This window comes from Pseudogracilibacillus sp. SO10305 (assembly GCF_037072005.1).
Lineage (GTDB): Bacteria > Bacillota > Bacilli > Bacillales > Amphibacillaceae > Pseudogracilibacillus > Pseudogracilibacillus intestinigallinarum.
The window spans coordinates 105,146-123,844 of the sequence record NZ_JAXHDE010000005.1; the positions used below are offsets into that span (position 1 = coordinate 105,146).

The 18,699-nt window shown below is 35.1% G+C and carries 21 protein-coding genes; 18 read left to right on the forward strand and 3 right to left on the reverse strand.

The features are described from left to right. Position 1 precedes the first annotated feature (1 nt). From SPD45_RS06225 to SPD45_RS06290, 14 genes are all read left to right on the forward strand, one after another. On the forward strand, positions 2-193 hold the full coding sequence (locus tag SPD45_RS06225) for a 2-hydroxymuconate tautomerase (protein ID WP_336266868.1): 192 nt from the start codon (positions 2-4) through the stop codon (positions 191-193). A 21-nt stretch (positions 194-214) separates the two neighbouring features. After that, entirely contained in the window at positions 215-754 is a 540-nt protein-coding gene (locus tag SPD45_RS06230) for a 3-hydroxyanthranilate 3,4-dioxygenase (RefSeq protein ID WP_336266869.1), read from the forward strand. After that, positions 739-1,749, forward strand: coding sequence for an amidohydrolase family protein (locus tag SPD45_RS06235; protein WP_336266870.1), 1,011 nt, complete (start codon positions 739-741; stop codon positions 1,747-1,749). Before SPD45_RS06230 ends, SPD45_RS06235 begins: the two co-directional genes overlap by 16 nt. A 1-nt stretch (position 1,750) precedes the next feature. After that, the gene (locus SPD45_RS06240) at positions 1,751-2,200 is read left to right on the forward strand and encodes a RidA family protein (RefSeq protein ID WP_336266871.1); all 450 of its coding nucleotides are present in this window, start codon (positions 1,751-1,753) and stop codon (positions 2,198-2,200) included. A gap of 12 nt (positions 2,201-2,212) precedes the next feature. Further along, positions 2,213-3,670 (forward strand): aldehyde dehydrogenase, encoded by a 1,458-nt coding sequence (locus SPD45_RS06245; protein WP_336266872.1) that lies wholly within the window; start codon positions 2,213-2,215, stop codon positions 3,668-3,670. Positions 3,671-3,750: 80 nt separating this feature from the next. Continuing rightward, the gene (locus SPD45_RS06250) at positions 3,751-4,527 is read left to right on the forward strand and encodes a 2-keto-4-pentenoate hydratase (protein WP_336266873.1); all 777 of its coding nucleotides are present in this window, start codon (positions 3,751-3,753) and stop codon (positions 4,525-4,527) included. A 23-nt stretch (positions 4,528-4,550) separates the two neighbouring features. After that, complete coding sequence (locus SPD45_RS06255) at positions 4,551-5,426, forward strand: acetaldehyde dehydrogenase (acetylating) (protein WP_336266874.1); 876 nt, start codon at positions 4,551-4,553, stop codon at positions 5,424-5,426. A 19-nt stretch (positions 5,427-5,445) separates the two neighbouring features. Next, positions 5,446-6,456: a 4-hydroxy-2-oxovalerate aldolase gene (gene dmpG / locus SPD45_RS06260; RefSeq protein WP_336266875.1), complete on the forward strand. Its 1,011-nt coding sequence runs from the start codon at positions 5,446-5,448 to the stop codon at positions 6,454-6,456. Positions 6,457-6,479: 23 nt separating this feature from the next. After that, positions 6,480-7,271: a 2-keto-4-pentenoate hydratase gene (locus SPD45_RS06265; protein ID WP_336266876.1), complete on the forward strand. Its 792-nt coding sequence runs from the start codon at positions 6,480-6,482 to the stop codon at positions 7,269-7,271. 80 nt (positions 7,272-7,351) lie between these two features. Beyond that, entirely contained in the window at positions 7,352-7,708 is a 357-nt protein-coding gene (locus SPD45_RS06270; RefSeq protein ID WP_336266877.1) for a Na-translocating system protein MpsC family protein, read from the forward strand. A 199-nt stretch (positions 7,709-7,907) separates the two neighbouring features. After that, the gene (locus tag SPD45_RS06275; RefSeq protein ID WP_336266878.1) at positions 7,908-8,810 is read left to right on the forward strand and encodes an alpha/beta hydrolase; all 903 of its coding nucleotides are present in this window, start codon (positions 7,908-7,910) and stop codon (positions 8,808-8,810) included. A gap of 14 nt (positions 8,811-8,824) precedes the next feature. Then, positions 8,825-10,108: an MFS transporter gene (locus SPD45_RS06280; protein ID WP_336266879.1), complete on the forward strand. Its 1,284-nt coding sequence runs from the start codon at positions 8,825-8,827 to the stop codon at positions 10,106-10,108. Positions 10,109-10,501: 393 nt separating this feature from the next. Next, on the forward strand, positions 10,502-12,196 hold the full coding sequence (locus SPD45_RS06285; RefSeq protein WP_336266880.1) for a methyl-accepting chemotaxis protein: 1,695 nt from the start codon (positions 10,502-10,504) through the stop codon (positions 12,194-12,196). Positions 12,197-12,680: 484 nt separating this feature from the next. Next, a complete protein-coding gene (locus SPD45_RS06290; protein ID WP_336266881.1) occupies positions 12,681-13,160 on the forward strand; it encodes a DUF2798 domain-containing protein in 480 nt (159 codons plus the stop codon). 294 nt (positions 13,161-13,454) lie between these two features. Here SPD45_RS06290 and SPD45_RS14390 read toward each other — a convergent pair whose 3' ends face one another. After that, complete coding sequence (locus tag SPD45_RS14390) at positions 13,455-13,592, reverse strand: DUF4368 domain-containing protein (protein WP_442961995.1); 138 nt, start codon at positions 13,590-13,592, stop codon at positions 13,455-13,457. Between the two features lie 167 nt (positions 13,593-13,759). Between SPD45_RS14390 and SPD45_RS06295 the strand changes: the two genes are divergently transcribed. After that, the gene (locus SPD45_RS06295; RefSeq protein ID WP_336266882.1) at positions 13,760-14,326 is read left to right on the forward strand and encodes a hypothetical protein; all 567 of its coding nucleotides are present in this window, start codon (positions 13,760-13,762) and stop codon (positions 14,324-14,326) included. A gap of 156 nt (positions 14,327-14,482) precedes the next feature. Here SPD45_RS06295 and SPD45_RS06300 read toward each other — a convergent pair whose 3' ends face one another. Together SPD45_RS06300 and sspI are read right to left on the reverse strand one after the other, a co-directional pair. Next, positions 14,483-15,205, reverse strand: coding sequence for a lytic transglycosylase domain-containing protein (locus SPD45_RS06300; RefSeq protein ID WP_336266883.1), 723 nt, complete (start codon positions 15,203-15,205; stop codon positions 14,483-14,485). Between the two features lie 96 nt (positions 15,206-15,301). Further along, a complete protein-coding gene (gene sspI, locus SPD45_RS06305; RefSeq protein ID WP_336266884.1) occupies positions 15,302-15,517 on the reverse strand; it encodes a small acid-soluble spore protein SspI in 216 nt (71 codons plus the stop codon). A gap of 248 nt (positions 15,518-15,765) precedes the next feature. On the opposite strand from sspI, the gene SPD45_RS06310 reads away from it, so the two are divergent. The 3 genes from SPD45_RS06310 (at position 15,766) to pheS (ending at position 18,681) form a co-directional block, all read left to right on the forward strand. Continuing rightward, positions 15,766-16,515 carry a hypothetical protein gene (locus SPD45_RS06310; protein ID WP_336266885.1) on the forward strand — a complete coding sequence of 250 codons (750 nt, stop codon included), beginning with the start codon at positions 15,766-15,768 and terminating at the stop codon, positions 16,513-16,515. An 80-nt stretch (positions 16,516-16,595) separates the two neighbouring features. Further along, complete coding sequence (locus tag SPD45_RS06315) at positions 16,596-17,333, forward strand: TrmH family RNA methyltransferase (protein ID WP_336266886.1); 738 nt, start codon at positions 16,596-16,598, stop codon at positions 17,331-17,333. A 316-nt stretch (positions 17,334-17,649) separates the two neighbouring features. Continuing rightward, entirely contained in the window at positions 17,650-18,681 is a 1,032-nt protein-coding gene (gene pheS / locus SPD45_RS06320; protein WP_336266887.1) for a phenylalanine--tRNA ligase subunit alpha, read from the forward strand. Positions 18,682-18,699: the final 18 nt, after the last annotated feature.

Genomic DNA, 18,699 nt, shown 5'->3' on the forward strand with positions numbered 1-18,699 from the left:
AATGCCAATCATACAAGTCCAAATAATGGAAGGAAGATCTGAAGATAATATTAAGTTATTAATTGATGATATAACTTCCGCTGCTGAAAAAAACTTAAGTGTACCAAAAGAAAGTATCAGAGTATTAGTAACAGAAGTTCCTAGAAACAGATGGGCTGTTGGGGGCGTTCTTAAATCTGAAGAAAAAAAATAATATATTGGGAGGCAATATAAAATGACAAGAGAATTTAAAGCATTCGGATTACAGAGTTGGATTAAGGATAATGAAGGACAATTACAACCACCAGTAAATAATAAAGAATTATTTCCTGGTTCTAATATGATTGTCATGATGGTAGGCGGACCGAACAGACGACGTGATTTTCACATTAGTCCGGCGGAAGAGTTTTTCTATCAAATTAAAGGTGATTGTTACGTAGAAATTATTAATGATGAAGGTAAAAGAGAAGTAGTGACGGTAAAAGAAGGAGAAGTGTTCATGCTCCCGGCAAATGTACCACATTCACCACATCGTGTCGCAGACACAATCGGTATGGTAATCGAAGAACCTAGAGGAGATGGTGTGGAAGAACATATGGTTTGGTTCTGTGATAACTGTGACCATGAAATGCACCGTGTCACATTAGAACTAACGGATATTGCGGTGGAATTAAAACAAGCGATTGATAATTTTAATGGAAGTGAAGAACTAAGAACATGTGATAACTGTCAACACGTTATGCCAGAAGAGGTGTCACTATGGAAAAACGAGTAGACTTTCATACACATATTATTCCAGAACAAATCCCAGATTTTAATGAAAAATATGGTGCAGATAGATGGCCAACTTTAGAAAAAACATGTTCTTGTGGTGCAAATATTATGGTCGAAGGAAATGTTTTTAGAGAAGTGACAGACCAGGTGTGGGATCCGGAAAAGAGAATTAAGGATATGGATAAAGAAGGGGTAGACATTCAGGTACTTTCTCCTATTCCTGTTACTTTTTCTTATTGGGCAGATGCAGAAGCGGCAGAAGAAATGTCAAAAATCCAAAATGATTTTATTGCTGAAACAGTAAAAAAATACCCTAAACGTTTTATCGGATTAGGTACTGTACCATTACAAGATGTGGAAACTTCTATTAGAGAAATGGACAGATGTATTCACGAACTAGGGTTGAAAGGAATTGAAATTGGAACGAATATTAACGGGGAAAACTTAGATGATCCTAAATTCACAGAATTTTTCGCTAAATGTGAAGAATGGGGAGTCCCTTTATTCATTCATCCATGGGAAACACTTGGAAGAGAACGTTTTCCGCGCCATAACTTTATGTATACAGTAGGAATGCCTAGCGAAACTGCGTTAGCGGCAGCAAGTTTGGTAAATGGTGGAGTAATAGAAAAGTTTCCTAATTTAAAAGTTTGTTTTGCACATGGTGGAGGTTCATTCCCATATATTATTCCCAGACTTGATCAAGGTTGGAAAGTCTGGCCGCATTTAAGGAAAACAGAACACCCACCAAGCCATTATACGAAAAACTTTTATTTTGATTCATTAAACTATGATCCTTTAAATTTACAATATTTAATCGATCGGTTTGGAGACGACAAAATAGTGATGGGTTCTGATTATCCATTTTTATTAAGAGAAATAGATCCAGGGAAAGTGGTCGATGAAACAAAACAATTAACAGAAGAACAGAGAAAAGCGATTTTGGGAAGGAATGCGTTACAATTTCTGAATGTAGACTTGGAGGATATGGATTAAAATGAAAACACCTGAACAAATTATTGAGGAATTAGGTCTGGCATTGCCAGCACCTCGACCAGCATGGGGTTCATATGTTAGCTGTGTAAAAACAGGTAACTTAATTTTCACCGCTGGACAAGGAGTGGACCAATATCACGGTAAACTTGGCCAAGATTTAACAGTTGAAGAAGGATATAAAGCAGCGCAACAATCTTTATTAAACCTTTTAACGGCGGTTAAAAGCGAAATAGGCGAATTAAGCAAAGTGACTAGAGTGATCAAATTATTAGTCATGGTAAATTCTACATTAGATTTTATAGAACAACCTAAAGTTGCAAATGGCGCTTCAGATCTTTTAGATAAAGTTTTCGGAGAAAAAGGAAAACATGGGAGATCTGCTGTCGGAATGGCACAATTACCAAACAATACAGCGATTGAAATAGAAATGATTGTTGAAGTGGCTGATTAGGAGGATTTTTAGATGAGCAATATTGATTCGTTTGTGAAAGATTCAAAGTTATTTATAGATGGAAAATTTGTCGATGCAATGTCAAACGAAACATTCGACTCCATTAATCCCGCTAATAATAAAAAATTAGCAAGTGTTGCTAATGGGGGAGCTGAAGACGCTAAGTATGCGATAGAAGTAGCTAAACGTACATTCGATAGTGGAGTTTGGAGTGAAATGCCTGTGGAAGAAAGATCCGATATTTTATGTCGGATGTCTGATTTAATTTTAGAGCGTGTGGAAGAATTAAGTCTTATTGAAACTTTAGATGTAGGAAAACCAATTTCCGAAAGTAGAGAGTTTGATATTCCACGTGCAGCTAAGAATTTTAGATTTTTTGCAGAAATGGCAAAGTTTTTAGTTCATGAACATTATGATATGAAAAAATTTATGTCGTATACACAGTATGCCCCAGTTGGTGTAACGTCCCTTATTATTCCTTGGAATTTACCATTTATGCAGATGACTTGGAAGTCGTCTGCAGCATTAGCAGCAGGAAATAGTGTTGTTGTAAAACCGGCATCGTATACACCGTTAAGTACCATTATATTAGGAGAAATAGCTAATGAAGCAGGCTTACCACCTGGTGTATTAAATATTGTCACTGGTCCAGGAAGCACAGTTGGAACAGAGATGGCTGTTCATAAAGATGTTCGCCGGATTGCATTTGTTGGTGAAACGAGTACAGGTAGAACGGTTATGCAAAATGCTTCACAGAACTTAACACCAGTATCACTGGAGTTAGGTGGAAAGTCAGCCAATATTGTATTTGAAGATGCTAATTTAGAGGAAGCAGTAGCAGGTTCGATTGAAGCAATCTTCACGAACCAAGGAGAAGTTTGTTTAGCTGGGTCAAGAATTCTCGTTCAAGAAAGTATTTATGATACATTTTTAGAGAAATTTGTCGAAGCAGTGAAGAAAATTAAAGTCGGCGATCCGACCGATGAATCTACGGAAATGGGTGCACTCGTTTCTAAAAATCATTTAAAAGAAGTACATGAATATGTTGAGATTGGTTTAGATGAAGGAGCAAAATTAGCATACGGTGGGGAAAGAGTTGAAGGATTAGAAGAAGGTAACTTTTATAAACCGACTGTATTGTATGATGTAGATAATAAAATGCGAGTTGCACAAGAAGAAATTTTTGGACCTGTACCAGTAATCATTCCGTTTAAAACAGAAGAAGATGCCATTCAGATTGCAAATGACTCTATTTATGGATTAGCAGGGGTAGTTTGGACAAACGATTTACGTAGAGGGCATAGGGTGGCAGCTGCGATTGATTCAGGTTTATTATGGGTGAACTGTTGGTATATTCGCGATTTACGTACTCCTTTTGGTGGATCGAAGGCGAGTGGAATTGGTCGTGAAGGTGGTCGCAATAGTTTTGAATTTTATACAGAAGCAAAAACAATTACGATGAAAAAGTAATGTGATGGAAAGGTGAATGGTTCTGTTCACCTTTCTCTTGTTTGGTTTTGAAGGAATAATAAAGAAGGTGGTAGTTATACATGGATACTATTAAAGATTATGCAGCACAATTATATCATGCAGAAAAAAATAGAAAACAAATGGAGCCTCTTACAGAGACGAATCCATCATTAACAGTTGAGCATGCATATGAAATACAGTTGGAAATCGCGAAACAAAAACTAGCAGAAGGCAATAGTATTATTGGAAAGAAAGTTGGATTAACAAGTAAAGCGATGCAAGACATGTTGCAAGTAAATGAACCAGACTATGGTCATTTATTTAAAGATATGGAATTAGCAAATAAAGCTGTTATTTCTACAGAGACGATGATTGCGCCAAAAATTGAAGCAGAAATTGGTTTTGTGTTAAAAGAAGATCTAGTTGGTCCTAATATTACATTTTTAGATGTCCTAATGGCAACAGATTATGTTGTGCCCACTTTAGAAGTAATTGATAGTAGAATCAAAGACTGGAAAATTAAGTTAATTGATACGGTCGCAGATAATGGGTCATCCGCAAAAGTTGTCATTGGTGAAGGGAAGAAATATGTACACGAAGTAAATGTAAGAACAGTTGGTATGACATTATTTAAAAATGATGAAATGATTTCAACAGGAGCTGGTGCTGCAGCACTAGGGCATCCTGCTGAAGCGATTGCTTGGTTAGCTAATAAATTATCTTCCTTTGATATTGTACTTAAAAAAGGAGAATTAATTTTACCAGGTGCTTTATCTGGTGCGGTCCAAGTTGAAGCAGGTGCTCATATTAAAGCAGATTTTGGTGCTTTAGGATCTGTAGAAGTATCATTCGAATAAACGATAAAAGAAGGTGCATAAAGATGAAAAAAGTAAAAGCAGCCATTATTGGTTCAGGTAATATCGGAACGGATTTAATGTATAAATTAGAACGAAGTGATGTGATAGAACTAACGGCGATGATCGGGATTGATCCGGATTCAGACGGGATTGCTCGTGCAAAAGAACGAGGATACACGACTATTACAAATGGTATTGATGGGGTAATAGAAAATCCAGATATTGCCGACATATTTTTTGATGCTACATCGGCAAAAGCACATGAATTGCATGCAAAGGTTTTAAAAGAATTAAACAAAATTGTAGTAGATTTAACACCCGCAGCTGTTGGACCTTTCTTTTCACCTGCAGTGGAAAGTATTGGAGAAAATACAGATTTAGAAAATGTAAATATGATTACTTGTGGTGGGCAAGCGACGATTCCGATTGTGCATGCCATTAATGAAGTCGCAGATGTTACATACGGAGAAATAGTTGCGACGATTTCAAGTTTAAGTGCTGGTCCTGGAACGAGAGCCAATATTGATGAGTTTACAATTACGACACGTCGAGGAATTGAAGAAGTTGGTGGTGCTGATAAAGGGAAGGCACTCATTATTTTAAATCCAGCAGATCCACCTATTATGATGCGTGACACCATATATTGTGAAGTTAAACATGTCGATGAAGAGAAAATTACAAAAGCAATCCATGACCGTGTGGAGGTTGTAAAGCAGTATGTCCCGGGATACAAATTGAAACAAGAACCGTTATTTGATGGCAATGTTGTCACGGTATTTGTAGAAGTAGAAGGAGCAGGAGATTACTTCCCACCATACGCTGGTAATTTGGACATTATGACTGCCGCAGCTATGAGAGTTGGAGAAGATTTTGCGCGTAATTTAATCGCAGTATCATAAGAGTGGGAGGAAGGAAATAATGAGTAAAGGGAAAGATATTAAAATTACAGAAGTCGCATTACGTGATGGAAGTCACGCAGTTGCGCATCAATTTACAGAGAAACAAGTTCGTGATGTTACTCGGGCATTAGATGATGCAGGAATGCATTATATCGAGGTGAGTCATGGTGATGGGCTAGGTGGTTCGACTATTCAATATGGTCGCTCACTAGAAGATGAGCTTACATTAATCGAGGCAGCTGCAGAGGAAGCAAAACAATCTAAAATTGCAGTATTATTACTACCTGGTATCGGTACGGTGCATGAATTAAAAGAAGCAAATAACAGAGGAGCTAGGTTAGTTCGGGTTGCAACACATAGTACAGAGGCCGACGTGTCTGCCCAACATATTCATTATGCAAGAGAATTAGGGATGGAAGCTCTAGGCTTTTTAATGATGGCACATTCCGTTCCTGTTGAAAAATTAGTGGAGCAAGCAAAATTAATGGAAAGTTACGGAGCAGAAGCTGTATATGTAACTGATTCAGCGGGAGCTTTAACTCCAAACGAAGTCCGTGAAAGAATAAAAGCTTTAAAAAATTCCTTAGACATTGAAATCGGATTCCACGCACATAATAATTTATCTTTAGCTGTGGCAAACACATTAGCAGCAATCGAAGAAGGAGCAACGAGAATTGATGGAAGTGTTCGTTGTTTAGGTGCTGGAGCAGGAAATACACAAACAGAAGTACTGTTAGCTGTAATGGATAAGCTAGGATATGATGTTGGTATTGATATTTATAAAATGATGGATCTTGCAGAAGACATCGTTAGCCCAATTTTAACCCAATCACAAGAGATTACAAAAGGTAGTTTAGTGTTAGGGTATGCCGGCGTATACTCAAGCTTTTTACTCCATGCAGAAAGAGCGGCGAAACGCTTTCATATTGATGCGCGTGATATTCTTATTGAACTTGGGAAGATGAAAGTGATTGGCGGACAAGAAGATATGATTCTTGATGTTGCAGCTAATTTAGCAAATAAAAAATAAAAACTATTTTTGGAGGCATTGACATGGCTTTGACAGACATTCAGAAAGAGAATATTATTGAATATTTACTGTATGCGGAAAGAGATGTGCATGAAGTAATAAAAATTACAGACGAGTATCCATCATTAACAATTGATGAAGCATATGATATTCAGGACGGACTTTTAGCGCGCAGATTAAAAGAGAACAATACGAAAAGAGTCGGTATTAAATTAGGTCTCACGAGTGAAGCGAAACAAAAAATGATGGGTGTAAATGAAGCTATCTACGGTTATTTACATGAGGATATGTTGGAAACCGAATGGGAACCAATTCAACACGCTGAATTAATACATCCTAAAGCAGAACCGGAAATTGCGTTTTTTATTGATAAAGATATAGAAGGAGATAAAATTACAGCTGAAGATATTTTACAAGCGACAAAGTACGTAGCACCTGCATTGGAAATTATTGATAGTCGTTATAAAGATTTTAAATTCACTCTTGTCGATGTTGTTGCGGATAACTGTTCTTCAGTAAAATTTGTAGTTGGTAGTAAGCTGTCTTTAACGGATGATATCGATTTAGGGAATATCGGTATGGTAATGTCTAAAAATGGTAAAGTCGAGCAAACAGGTTCAAGTTCAGCCGTTTTAGGACATCCCGTAAAAGCGATGGTGTGGGCAGCGAACATGTTGGCAAAACGTGGTCAAGGATTTAAAAAGGGTGATGTCGTTTTAAGTGGAGCAATGTCTGAAGCGATAGCAATTGAAGTTGGAGATACTGTGACAGCTGAATTTGAAGGATTAGGCTCTGTTTCTTTATCATGTGAGTAATTTTAGATAAGCAAGTAAGTATTTTAGGGCAAAACGTTTGTTTTGTCCTCTTTTTGCCTATTTTATTGGAGGTTTATAAAATGATGAAAGAGAAACAATCATTTCAATTAGATTTTAGTAATTTTGTTAATGCATATGTTAAAAATATTGGTGGAAAAGGGCCAAAGGAGACGGAGGTTAGGGTAACGGAAGATACAATTATCTATTATTTAAGAGGGATATTGACGAATCGAGAAAAAATATTAATGGAAACACCCGAAGGAAAAAATGTTGTGTTAGAATCACGTCGTTTATTTATGGAACAAAATAAAAATTATAGATTAACTCAATTCGAACAGTTTATTGGAACGAAAATTATCGAAAATTTTGAGTCGTGGAATTTGGAAGCTGATGTAGCAATATGTGTTTTGCGCTTAGAAGAGAAAGTTTTTTGTTAAAGCGCTTGCAATTGACGGAAAATTCTATTAAAATTATACGTAACAAGTGGAAAAAATGTGTTCCATTTTTTCTGCACATCAAACTTATGAATATGGGTGGTCTTTTCGACAGGGACAAACCATAGCTATTCAAAGCTTATGACATTGTAAGCTTTATATAGCTATGGTTTTTTTATTTGTAAAAAGGAGAATGAGATGTATGGATATTCAAATTAAGAAAAATATAGTTTATGGTGAAAATGATTTAGGATATTTGATTGCTGATATTTATAAACCGCTTCATTATGAAGGAGATTTATCTATAATTATGCTCATTCATGGTGGCGCGTATCAAACTGGTTCCAAAGAAATGTATGTGGACTGGGGAAAAGCACTTGCGAAAGAAGGGTATTTTGTTATAGCGATTAATTATCGATTAGCACATACTACCAGGAAAATTTACCCTGAAGTCTTTTCTGATATGGATAAAGCTTTCAATTATTTAATAAAAATTGCGAATGAAGAACATTTAAATTTGGATCAAATTGGGCTTTTCGGAGATTCAGCAGGGGCTTATTTAGCCAGTTATTACACATTGACCAATCGTCCTTATAATTATCGAATAAATGCAGTAGTTGGTGCTTACGGAATATACGACTTAATAGAGGAGTACAACCATCCTACGAGTGTAAGAACAAAGCAAATGCTCTCTTTATTTTTAGGGAAAGATTTAAAAGAGGACCAAGAACTTTATACACTCGCTTCCCCGATAAATTATATTGATTATGCAACAGAATCAAGTAATTTTGATACAGAATTTTTAATAACTTGGGGTGCTAAAGATAAAATTGTTAAAGAAACTCAATCTATTAATTTTATTAAGGCGTTAGAGGAGCGTGGTGTCCAAGTAGAACAATATCGATATGAAGATGTTGGGCACTTCTGGTTTAATGAACTGACTTATGTAGAGGGTGGACGTATATCAGATTATCCAAATGTCGATTTATACCCTCATATTATAAAGTTTTTACAACGAACATTAAAAGAAAAGCCGAACGGGAATTTTTCAAAACAAACAATAAAAAATTTACATTCGATTGATTCATTAAATATTATCAATTAAAGGAGGAATGCATCATGTCCATAGAAACAAAAGCATTACAAAAAAAACAAAATGTCTTTTCGGTAAGTAAAACGACGAAATTAGTTATTGTCATTTGTTGGTTAGCGATTTTTATTGAAGGATATGATTTAGTCGTTTATGGAGTGGTACTCCCGGTATTAATGACACCGGAAGAATGGGGCATATCTGCGGGATTAGCCGGTTCGATGGGAAGTTACGCTTTATTAGGAATGTTTATCGGATCTACTATTGGTGGAATACTATCAGATAAAATAGGCCGAAAAAACGTATTAATTTTTTCACTAATCTTTTTATCTGTATTAATGGCATTAACGGCTATGGCATCTTCTCCAACTGAATTTGCGATTTATCGATTTATAGCAGGGATTGGTATTGGAGGTTTAGTTCCTGCAACAGCGGCACTAACAACAGAATATTCTCCTATGAAATATCGTTCTTTAATGTTCGTCATCATGTATTCAGGTTTTGCTTTTGGTGGAGTCGGTGCATCCATATCTGGGATGCTTTTCATGGATACTTTAGGCTGGAGATCTTTATTTTGGCTAGGTGTCATTCCAATTTTATTAGTACCGATTATTATAATGATTTTACCTGAATCTTTACAATATTTAAAAGTGAAAAATCGTGAAGCTGAAATAGAACGGGTCATTCATAAATATAAAATTGATTTTACATTAGAAGACGAACCCGGTTCAGCATCAAACGGTATAAAAGATGTATTTACAAAAAAATATATTGTCCCAACAATATTATTTAGTATGATCTATATTATGGCTTTTTTACTCATTTATGGAATGAATACGTGGTTACCAAAAATAATGGAACAAGCTGGATATCCGATGACTTCCAGTATGGCATTTTTATTAATTTTTAATTTAGGTGCAATTTTTGGTGGTTTATTAGCGGGAAATATTGCTGATAAAATGGAGCCGAAATATGTCATAAGTATGACGTACTCTTTGGCAATGTTAAGTATATTTTTATTAAGCTTTAAATTACATATTGGGTTACTATATCTATTAATTGCAATTGCCGGATTTGGAACAACTGGTACAACATTTGTTTTAGCTAGTTTTGTCATGAAGTATTATGATGCTAACAATCGCGCAACAGCTTTAGGGTTTACAAGTGCTGTAGGTCGTTTTGGTGCAGTAGCAGGCCCGATATTAGTAGGAATTATTATGACAATGGAATTAAATTATAAATATAATTTCTACCTATTTGCTATTATCGCGCTACTTGCGGCTTGTGTACCTTTATTTATACCAAAAAAGTAACTTTCGTCTATTGTACACTTTTAATTGTATGCAATAAAAGTAGGCTAAAATATAAATAGTTTCTATATTAAAAAATCGGTCATGTTTATCACGAAAAGATAAATATGACCGATTTACATTCTGATGTCATTGAAATGATAGAGGTATAGTGTTGATAGGGAACGAACTGTGCAACATAAGTAGATGTAGGGGAGAGTCGTAGTTAATTAAATAAAGAGAGAAGGTAATGTTTTGAAAAAATAATTTACTGACATTACCTTTTTTATTTTTTGTTTACAAATAATAGTAAAAAATTAGGAAAAGTAAATCGTAAGTGGTATAATAGTCATGGTAAAAACGGTTCAGAACCATCTGGTGTATAAAAAAATATAAAATTAATAATGGGGTGGCAAGATGAAAGGTTTATTTACGTTTAAAAGCATACGTACGAAAATGCTTTTCGGTTTTTCACTAGTAATATTATTAGTCGTTATTCTTGTTGGATATAATTATATCGTTATGAAAAATATCAACAATGATACGGATGACGTAACAAATAGGGAATTACCAATTTTAATTGCAGACGAACAATTAGGAATGACGATGTACAGTAAAGTTGGAGCGGCAAGAGGATACATATTAAGTGGGGATCCATCTTATAAAGAAATTTTTGAAGAAGATATGGAATTGATGAAACAACATGAAGAAACAATTTTAAATATTGAAGGTACAGATAAGTTTAAACAATTAATGGCAGATGCACAAGAATGGCATGATTATATCGTTTCAGACGTTTTTGCGGAATATGATAAAGGAAATGAAAAACAGGCATTAGAGAATTTAGTTAATGCAGATACATATGTTGGCTCATTAGTAGACCGTTTTGATGAATTAGCAGATGGTCGGGAAGCACATATTATCGAACTAGAAGAAAAAGTGTTAGCAGAAGGAAATCGAACATTGATTTTTGGACTAGTTATTGGAGCGATCGCAATTATATTTGGTATTATCGTCGCAATTGTTAATGCAAACGCCATTGCTAGACCATTAAGCGATGTGAAAACACGCCTATCAGAAATTGCTAATGGTGATTTAAGTCAACCTCCTTTAGACACGAATTTACAAGATGAAATAGGCGCATTAATTCATACAACAAATGACATGACAACGAGCAATCGTAATTTATTGGAAGAAATTAGTGCGGTTTCAGAATCTGTTTCTAGTCAAAGTGAACAACTATATCAATCAGCTGACGAAGTTCGAGCTGGTTCAGAACAGATTTCTATTACGATGGAAGAATTAGCAAGAGGTGCGTCTGAACAAGCAGTAACAGCGACGGATTTATCCAACGTAATGATGACATTCCAAGAAAAAGTAACGGAAACAAATGAAAATAGTGCGGAAATGATGGAAGTATCTGAAGAAGTGTTAAAAATGACGAATGACGGAGAACAATTTATGGAACGCTCTACATCCCAAATGAATGTCATTGATGGGGTTGTGCATGAAGCTGTAGAAAAGGTAGAAGGGTTAGATCGACATGCTCAACATATTTCTGAATTAGTGTCGATGATTAAAGATATTGCAGATCAAACAAACTTACTTGCCTTAAACGCGGCAATTGAAGCGGCACGTGCAGGAGAACATGGAAAAGGATTTGCCGTTGTAGCGGATGAAGTACGAAAACTAGCGGAGGAATCGTCAAATTCTGTGACAGAAATAACGAATATCGTAGTCAATATACAAAATGAATCTACCTCTGTCGTAAATTCGTTACAGCAAAGCTATAAAGATGTTGCGGAAGGAACGGAACAGATTGTAAAAACAGGAGAAATGTTTGAAGAAATTAGTCATTCTGTTTCAAGCATGGTCAAAAATATTCATACGATATCTGAAAACATTGATGATATTTCTAATAATACGGCATTAATGGGTAATTCCATTGAAGAAGTGGCGGCAATTTCAGAAGAATCAGCAGCAGGAGTACAAGAAACTACCGCTTCATCTGAGGAGACGAGCAGTATTATGGAAGAAATTTCAAATAGCTCGAAACATTTAGCAACACAAGCAGAAGAATTAAATAAATTAGTAAGTAGTTTCAAACTATAAAAAGTATTTTTATGTTCATGTTTACGAATAGAAGGATGAAAAAGGTAATTCCAGTAAATTAATTATTGCTGGAATTACCTTTTCGTTTTGTTATTTTTATATTTATAAAACACATTTTCGTAAAATTGAAGTAACAATACAATAACTTATGAAACACTTTGATCAATACAACGAAATAGAATGAATAATGGTCATGTTTGTCTTTTCAAGATGAACATGACCGATTTTTATCATTAAAAACAAATTCATTTCAACCCACTTTTTGTTTGAACTATAAACTTGTAAAAACGATGGAAATGTGAAAATGTCTCTTTGTATTTATGACTAGCAAGACAAATATTGGTTCATTTTTTATTGGGATGTGCATAATATGAGCTGTTTTAGTGCTATAAAAACTCATATTTTAACAATGTTCACAAAATGTTCACTTACGAAGAAAAATGTACGTATATATAATTTAGAAAGGGGAGAGGAGGGAAGACAATTGCCAACAACAAAAAAAGAAAGTATTCAATTTGGAATAATGATGTGTTTTGGAATGGTTTTAGTGATGACCATATATAATTTTTATTTGAATGGAATAATAGGAAATATTACGATCGTTGGAGCAATATTAGAATTTGTTTTAGCTTTTATTATTGCCTTTGTACTAGATCTATTTGTGTTTGGACCGAATGCAAAAAAGATAGCTTTTAAAATCATAAATAAGCAAACTAGTAAAATTTGGATCGTGCTCACCATTTCAACGTGTATGGTTATAGGAATGGCATTTTTTATGTCCATATATGGTTTACTTGTAACTAATTTCCATCATGGATGGGATGTATATTCCATTTTAACAGATTATGTATCGATATTTAGCAACAACATATTGTTTGCATGGCCTTTACAAATACTTATAATAGGCCCGCTCGTACGTTACATATTTGAAACATTTATGGTAAATCGTGAAACTTCTATATAATACGAAAACTAATAGTATTTTTAGTTGAAATCATACAAAAACACCCCTTAAGAATGTTGCTCGTAGTGATGAATAAGTTTTTAAAAATTAGTATAGTCGTGAGTTTCGTAGCTAAGCTTTTTGTCTTGCCTTCTAACCCCGTTGATTTCCACTTCAGGTGGACGCTTTCCGCGGGCATGGCTTGAGTCTCCTCGGAAGAAGTTCACTTCCTGCGGAGTCTCAAGACCCATGCTTTTCCCGCTGGAGTCGCCACCTTACGTTCCAATCAACTAGGTTGTATCTTCACATTTGGTTCTATTTCAATTGCTCTGATACAGTTGTAATAGATTTGATGTGTTGTCCTTGTTTACCGTTTACTTTTTTAGCTTGATAAACAATAATTTTATCGACAAACTCTCTAATTAATTCAGGATTAATTGTACTGATCTCTATATGCCTTGCAGACCAATCGTATTACAATACGATTTATTCATTTATTGCGAAAGATATGTACAAGTGGTTGAGGTCACAGACACCGGAAGATTATGTCTAAACACATGTGTTACTCAAATCATCTACAGGAAGATCCATCAAAACTGTAAATAAAAGGAGAATTTCCTATGAGGGAAAATCAATGGACTGATACGATAAAAACTTTAATTAATGAATCAGGTTTAGGAAATGAATTATTTGCTGATACACTGGTAAAAATGCCATATAGCAATGAAATCATCTCCTATAATGTTGAATTTCAAGATGCAGAATTAAGAACAAACGGGTTTGAAACTGATTTACTTATTTTTGAGAAAAAAGATGAACATATTAAACCTAGAGTCATTATTGAATCTAAGATTAATTCTGTAACAACACACGATGCGATTACCTATAGTTATAAGGCACAACAACACAAAAGTATAACCCCTTATATCCGATACGGTATTATGATTGGTAATCGCAAGCATCATCCCTTGCCTGGTAGATTATACCGTCACGGAACAAATTTTGACTTTATGATTCAATTTCAATCGTTTGAATTAACAGAAGAAGAAAAAGAAGTTTTTCTTGATTTGTTAGTCAAGGAAGTTAAATACTCGAAACAATTAGAGGAACTTATTTATTCCAGTCGGTCAAGATCTAGAAAACCATATTATGTGTTACAGAAGAATTTAAGATTAGAAGAAATGTAAAATCGGAGTGAACAGCACATTCATTTGTGTGATTCACTCCGATTTTTTCCGCTTAAAGCCAGTCATTCCACTATTTTATTTTCATCACTGTCAGCAATCCTTATAAGTTAGATTTTGGTCTAACTTAAGGGGTGCACATCACTTTTAGCCATTTCTTCATACGCGATAATAATCCATAATCTTTTGCACATAGTTTTGTGTTTCCTTAAACGGTGGGATACCACCATATTTTTGTACGTTACCCGGACCGGCATTATAGGCGGCTAACGCCAAGCGTACATCTCCATTATGACGCTTTAGCATTTTACTAAAATATTGTGTCCCACCATCAATGTTTTGGGCGATATCCGTCCGATCTGTAACACCGACTTCTTTTGCTGTAGCTGGCATTAATTGCATTAAACCAACAGCCCCTACATGACTACGAACGGATGGATTATAGTTTGATTCCATTTTAATGATTGCATGGATTAAATTTTCATCGACCCCATATTTTTTCGCCGCATTCGCAATAAGCTCATTATATTTTGTCGTTGGTGCCTTCGCTAAAGCTGTTCCTGTACGGCTTGATTGTGTAGCTGTATATGTTGCAATAGCATCATTCATTTGTACTGGTTGTTGCATGACACTACTCGTTTGTGGCTGTGTCATCATTGGTAATTGCATATCCATCCCGATACGATTCATTATAGAAAAAGGTTGCAAGGAAGAAAGATGATCTGTCATTCCTCCGTGTAAATTATATGATTGGGCGAGCGCAATTTTTTCCATAAGTAACTGTTGGAAATCAAGTCCGTTTGTTCCTTGGATTGTATTTGTCGCATGTCGCTTGTATGAGTCGTTCGTTGGGAGCATATAATTTTGAATCATTTCATTCATCTATTCATCCGTCCTTTTTTATCACTAAACATATCATATGATTCAACGGGGTAAATAGCAAGGGAAATGAGTAGAAAAGACTATGCTCTTAAACATCTAATTATGTTTTTGCAATCCTCTTTCTAAAGCAAATAACATTGATGATTTTTCCTCGTTTGTAGAGCCGTTCCAAATATACTCAAATAGAACGCCGAGTCCTGGCAATATTTTTTCTTCTCCATCTTCTAATGCATCGACAATGGTTTCTTCAAATTGATCCAATGAATTATCTTTCACGTTTTGATATATTGCTTCGCGAATATTGATGTCCATATGAAAAACTCCTTTATGATTCGTTTTCTTTATTATGACCGTACGGTGCAAAAGTATGTATGTAATTTCAGCACGTAATGAAAAATCAATCGCGTCCATATAAAAATAAAATATAAATAAAGTATCGGGAAGAGACTTTTGAACGTGCTATATTGAATGGTAGGAAAATCCAATTTTAAATAATACGAATAGGATGTTAGTCTATCGCTTATTTATACAAAAATTGATCTAAGAAAGGGACAAAGCATATGGCATTATCAAAAGAAAGTGAACAATTTTTAAGCAATTTACGAGTGTATTTAATGACATCAGGTAAAAAGGAAGAAGAAATATTGCGTGTCATAGAAAAAGTGGAACATCAATTATTAGAAGCGGAACAAGAGGGGAAATCCATACAATCTATAATAGGAAATTCACCAGAAGTATATATGAAAGCAATTGGCAAAGAAATGAAAACAGACATGAAAGGAACCGTTTTTGTTTGTTTATCTATCATTGCTGGAGCTTTTTCTATTGCAATTTTTCCAGATATTGTACGTGGTGAATTAGCTTTTTCCTCGTTCCGTTTAGTTGGAATGATAAGCGTGTTTTTATTATTTATAGCTATATTCGTTTTGATAGTAAAAAATTTAAGTAAACAAAATGCACCAGATGTAAAGGCTATTGCATACATTTTCATTACCATATGTTTGCTTTCAGTTCTATTTGTCAGTGTATTCTGGTTGGACGATCACATTAAAACCCCAATATGGACGATAGAAGCCCCGTTTGTGTATATCATTGGGATAGTCATCACTGCAATCTTAATTGGATTATCGTGGTGGACAAAAACATGGATCATGCTAATGGTAGTTGTGATCGTAACGATTCCGGAATTACTGCAAAACATATTTCTTTTTTCAGATGAAATAAATCTCTATATGACATTAGCATTATTCATAAGTTTCCAAATCGGAATTGTGTTTATAATGAGGCAATCGAACAAGAAAACATCCTAATACGAAAATTGGCAACAACTGAAAAAAGGCGTATAATAAGAGCATTATAGGAACGGTTCATGAAGAAAAGGATGGATAAGATGATTACATCGATACAAAACAAATTCGTCAAAGAGTGGAAAAAACTACATAAGAAAAAATATCGCCAAGAATCAGGCACATTTCTAATTGAAGGGGAACATATGATTGAGGAAGCATATGAAACAGACCAATTTATTACAACATTAATTGTTCAAGAAGGAAAAGAAGTTCCAGCATGGATGGATGAAGAATATGTATATATCGTCACGGAGAATGTATTTAAGGAAATATCCCAAACGGAAGCACCACAAGGAATTGCGGCAATTGTGAACATGGGAAGCATGAAACAAGAACATAATAACTATGTCCTCTTAATCGATGCCGTCCAAGATCCTGGTAATTTAGGAACGATTATTCGAACAGCAGATGCGGCTGGCTTTTCTAAAGTAGTGTTAGGGGAAGGGACGGTTGATTTGTACAATGATAAAGTCGTTCGTGCAACACAAGGTTCCATTTTCCACCTTGCAATTGAACAGCGTGACTTGAACGAAGCAATACGAAGCCTTCAAACAGATGGTTTTTCGGTATGGGCAACAACATTGCGACGTGCCAAAAATTATGCGGAAATAGAGCCGACAAACAAAACGGCGATTATTTTAGGAAATGAAGGTCGTGGAGTACAACAAAAATGGCTCGATATGGCGGATGAACTTGTGAAGATTCCGATGTATGGAAAGGCCGAGTCATTAAATGTCGGTATAGCAGCAGGTATATTAATGTATCATATTAGAAAATAGTTGCATAAAAACGTTGCTATTAGTATACTTATGTGTAGTTTCATATGGAAAAAGCAATGACGGAGCAAAGTAACGAATAAACGAACATTTCAAGGGAAAAAATGCCTTAGACTGGAAGCATTTTAATGGATCAATCGTTATGATTCACTCAGAGAGCTGACACTTAATCGTGTTTCTGGACAATATTTGTCCATTATCAAAACAAAGTTGGATACATTTGTATGTATCAACAAGGGTGGTACCGCGAAATATAACCTCGTCCCTTTTATTAGGAACGAGGTTTTTTTATGTTTATTTTTAGAAGGAGGATACAGAGATGAAAGATCAATTACAAGCCATTGAAAAAGAAGCATTAGAACAAATTGCACAAATTGAAACATTAAAAGATTTACAAGATGTACAAGTAACCTATTTAGGGAAAAAAGGTTCGATTACTGGTGTACTACGAGGTATGGGGAAATTATCTCCTGAAGAACGCCCGGTCATTGGGGAAATGGCTAACAAAGTTCGCGAATCCATTCAAACGAACTTAGCAGAGAAAAAAGAAGCAATCGAACTGAAGGAATTAGAAATTCAATTAGAAGCGGAAAAAATTGATGTCACATTACCAGGCCGTCCGGTTCGTGTTGGTGGAACACATATTTTACATTCGATTATCGAAGAAATTGAAGATCACTTTATCGGTTTAGGTTATGAAGTAAAAGAAGGACCAGAAGTAGAAACAGATTATTACAATTTTGAAGCCTTAAACTTACCGAAAGGCCATCCAGCACGTGATATGCAAGATTCATTTTATATTACGAATGAATTATTATTACGCACACATACATCTCCTGTACAAGCACGTACGATGAATGCATTAGATGGCGAGCCAATTCGTATGATTTGTCCTGGAAAAGTGTATCGCCGAGATAGTGATGATGCAACACATTCGCACCAATTTACACAAATCGAAGGATTATATGTCGACAAAAATGTACGTATGAGTGATTTGAAAGGAACATTAGATTTATTTGCGAAAAAAATGTTTGGTACAGACCGAGAAATTCGTTTACGTCCAAGCTTCTTCCCGTTTACAGAACCGTCTGTTGAAATGGATATTTCTTGTAAAGTTTGTAGTGGAGAAGGCTGTTCTGTTTGTAAAAAGACAGGTTGGATTGAAATTTTAGGTGCTGGAATGGTTCATCCTAAAGTATTAGAAATGGCTGGATATGATCCGAAAGTGTATACAGGTTTTGCATTCGGAATGGGACCAGATCGTATTGCCATGCTAAAATATGGTGTCGATGATATTCGTCGTTTCTATACAAATGATGTACGATTTTTACAACAATTTCACGAAGCATAAAGAAAAAGATAATGACTT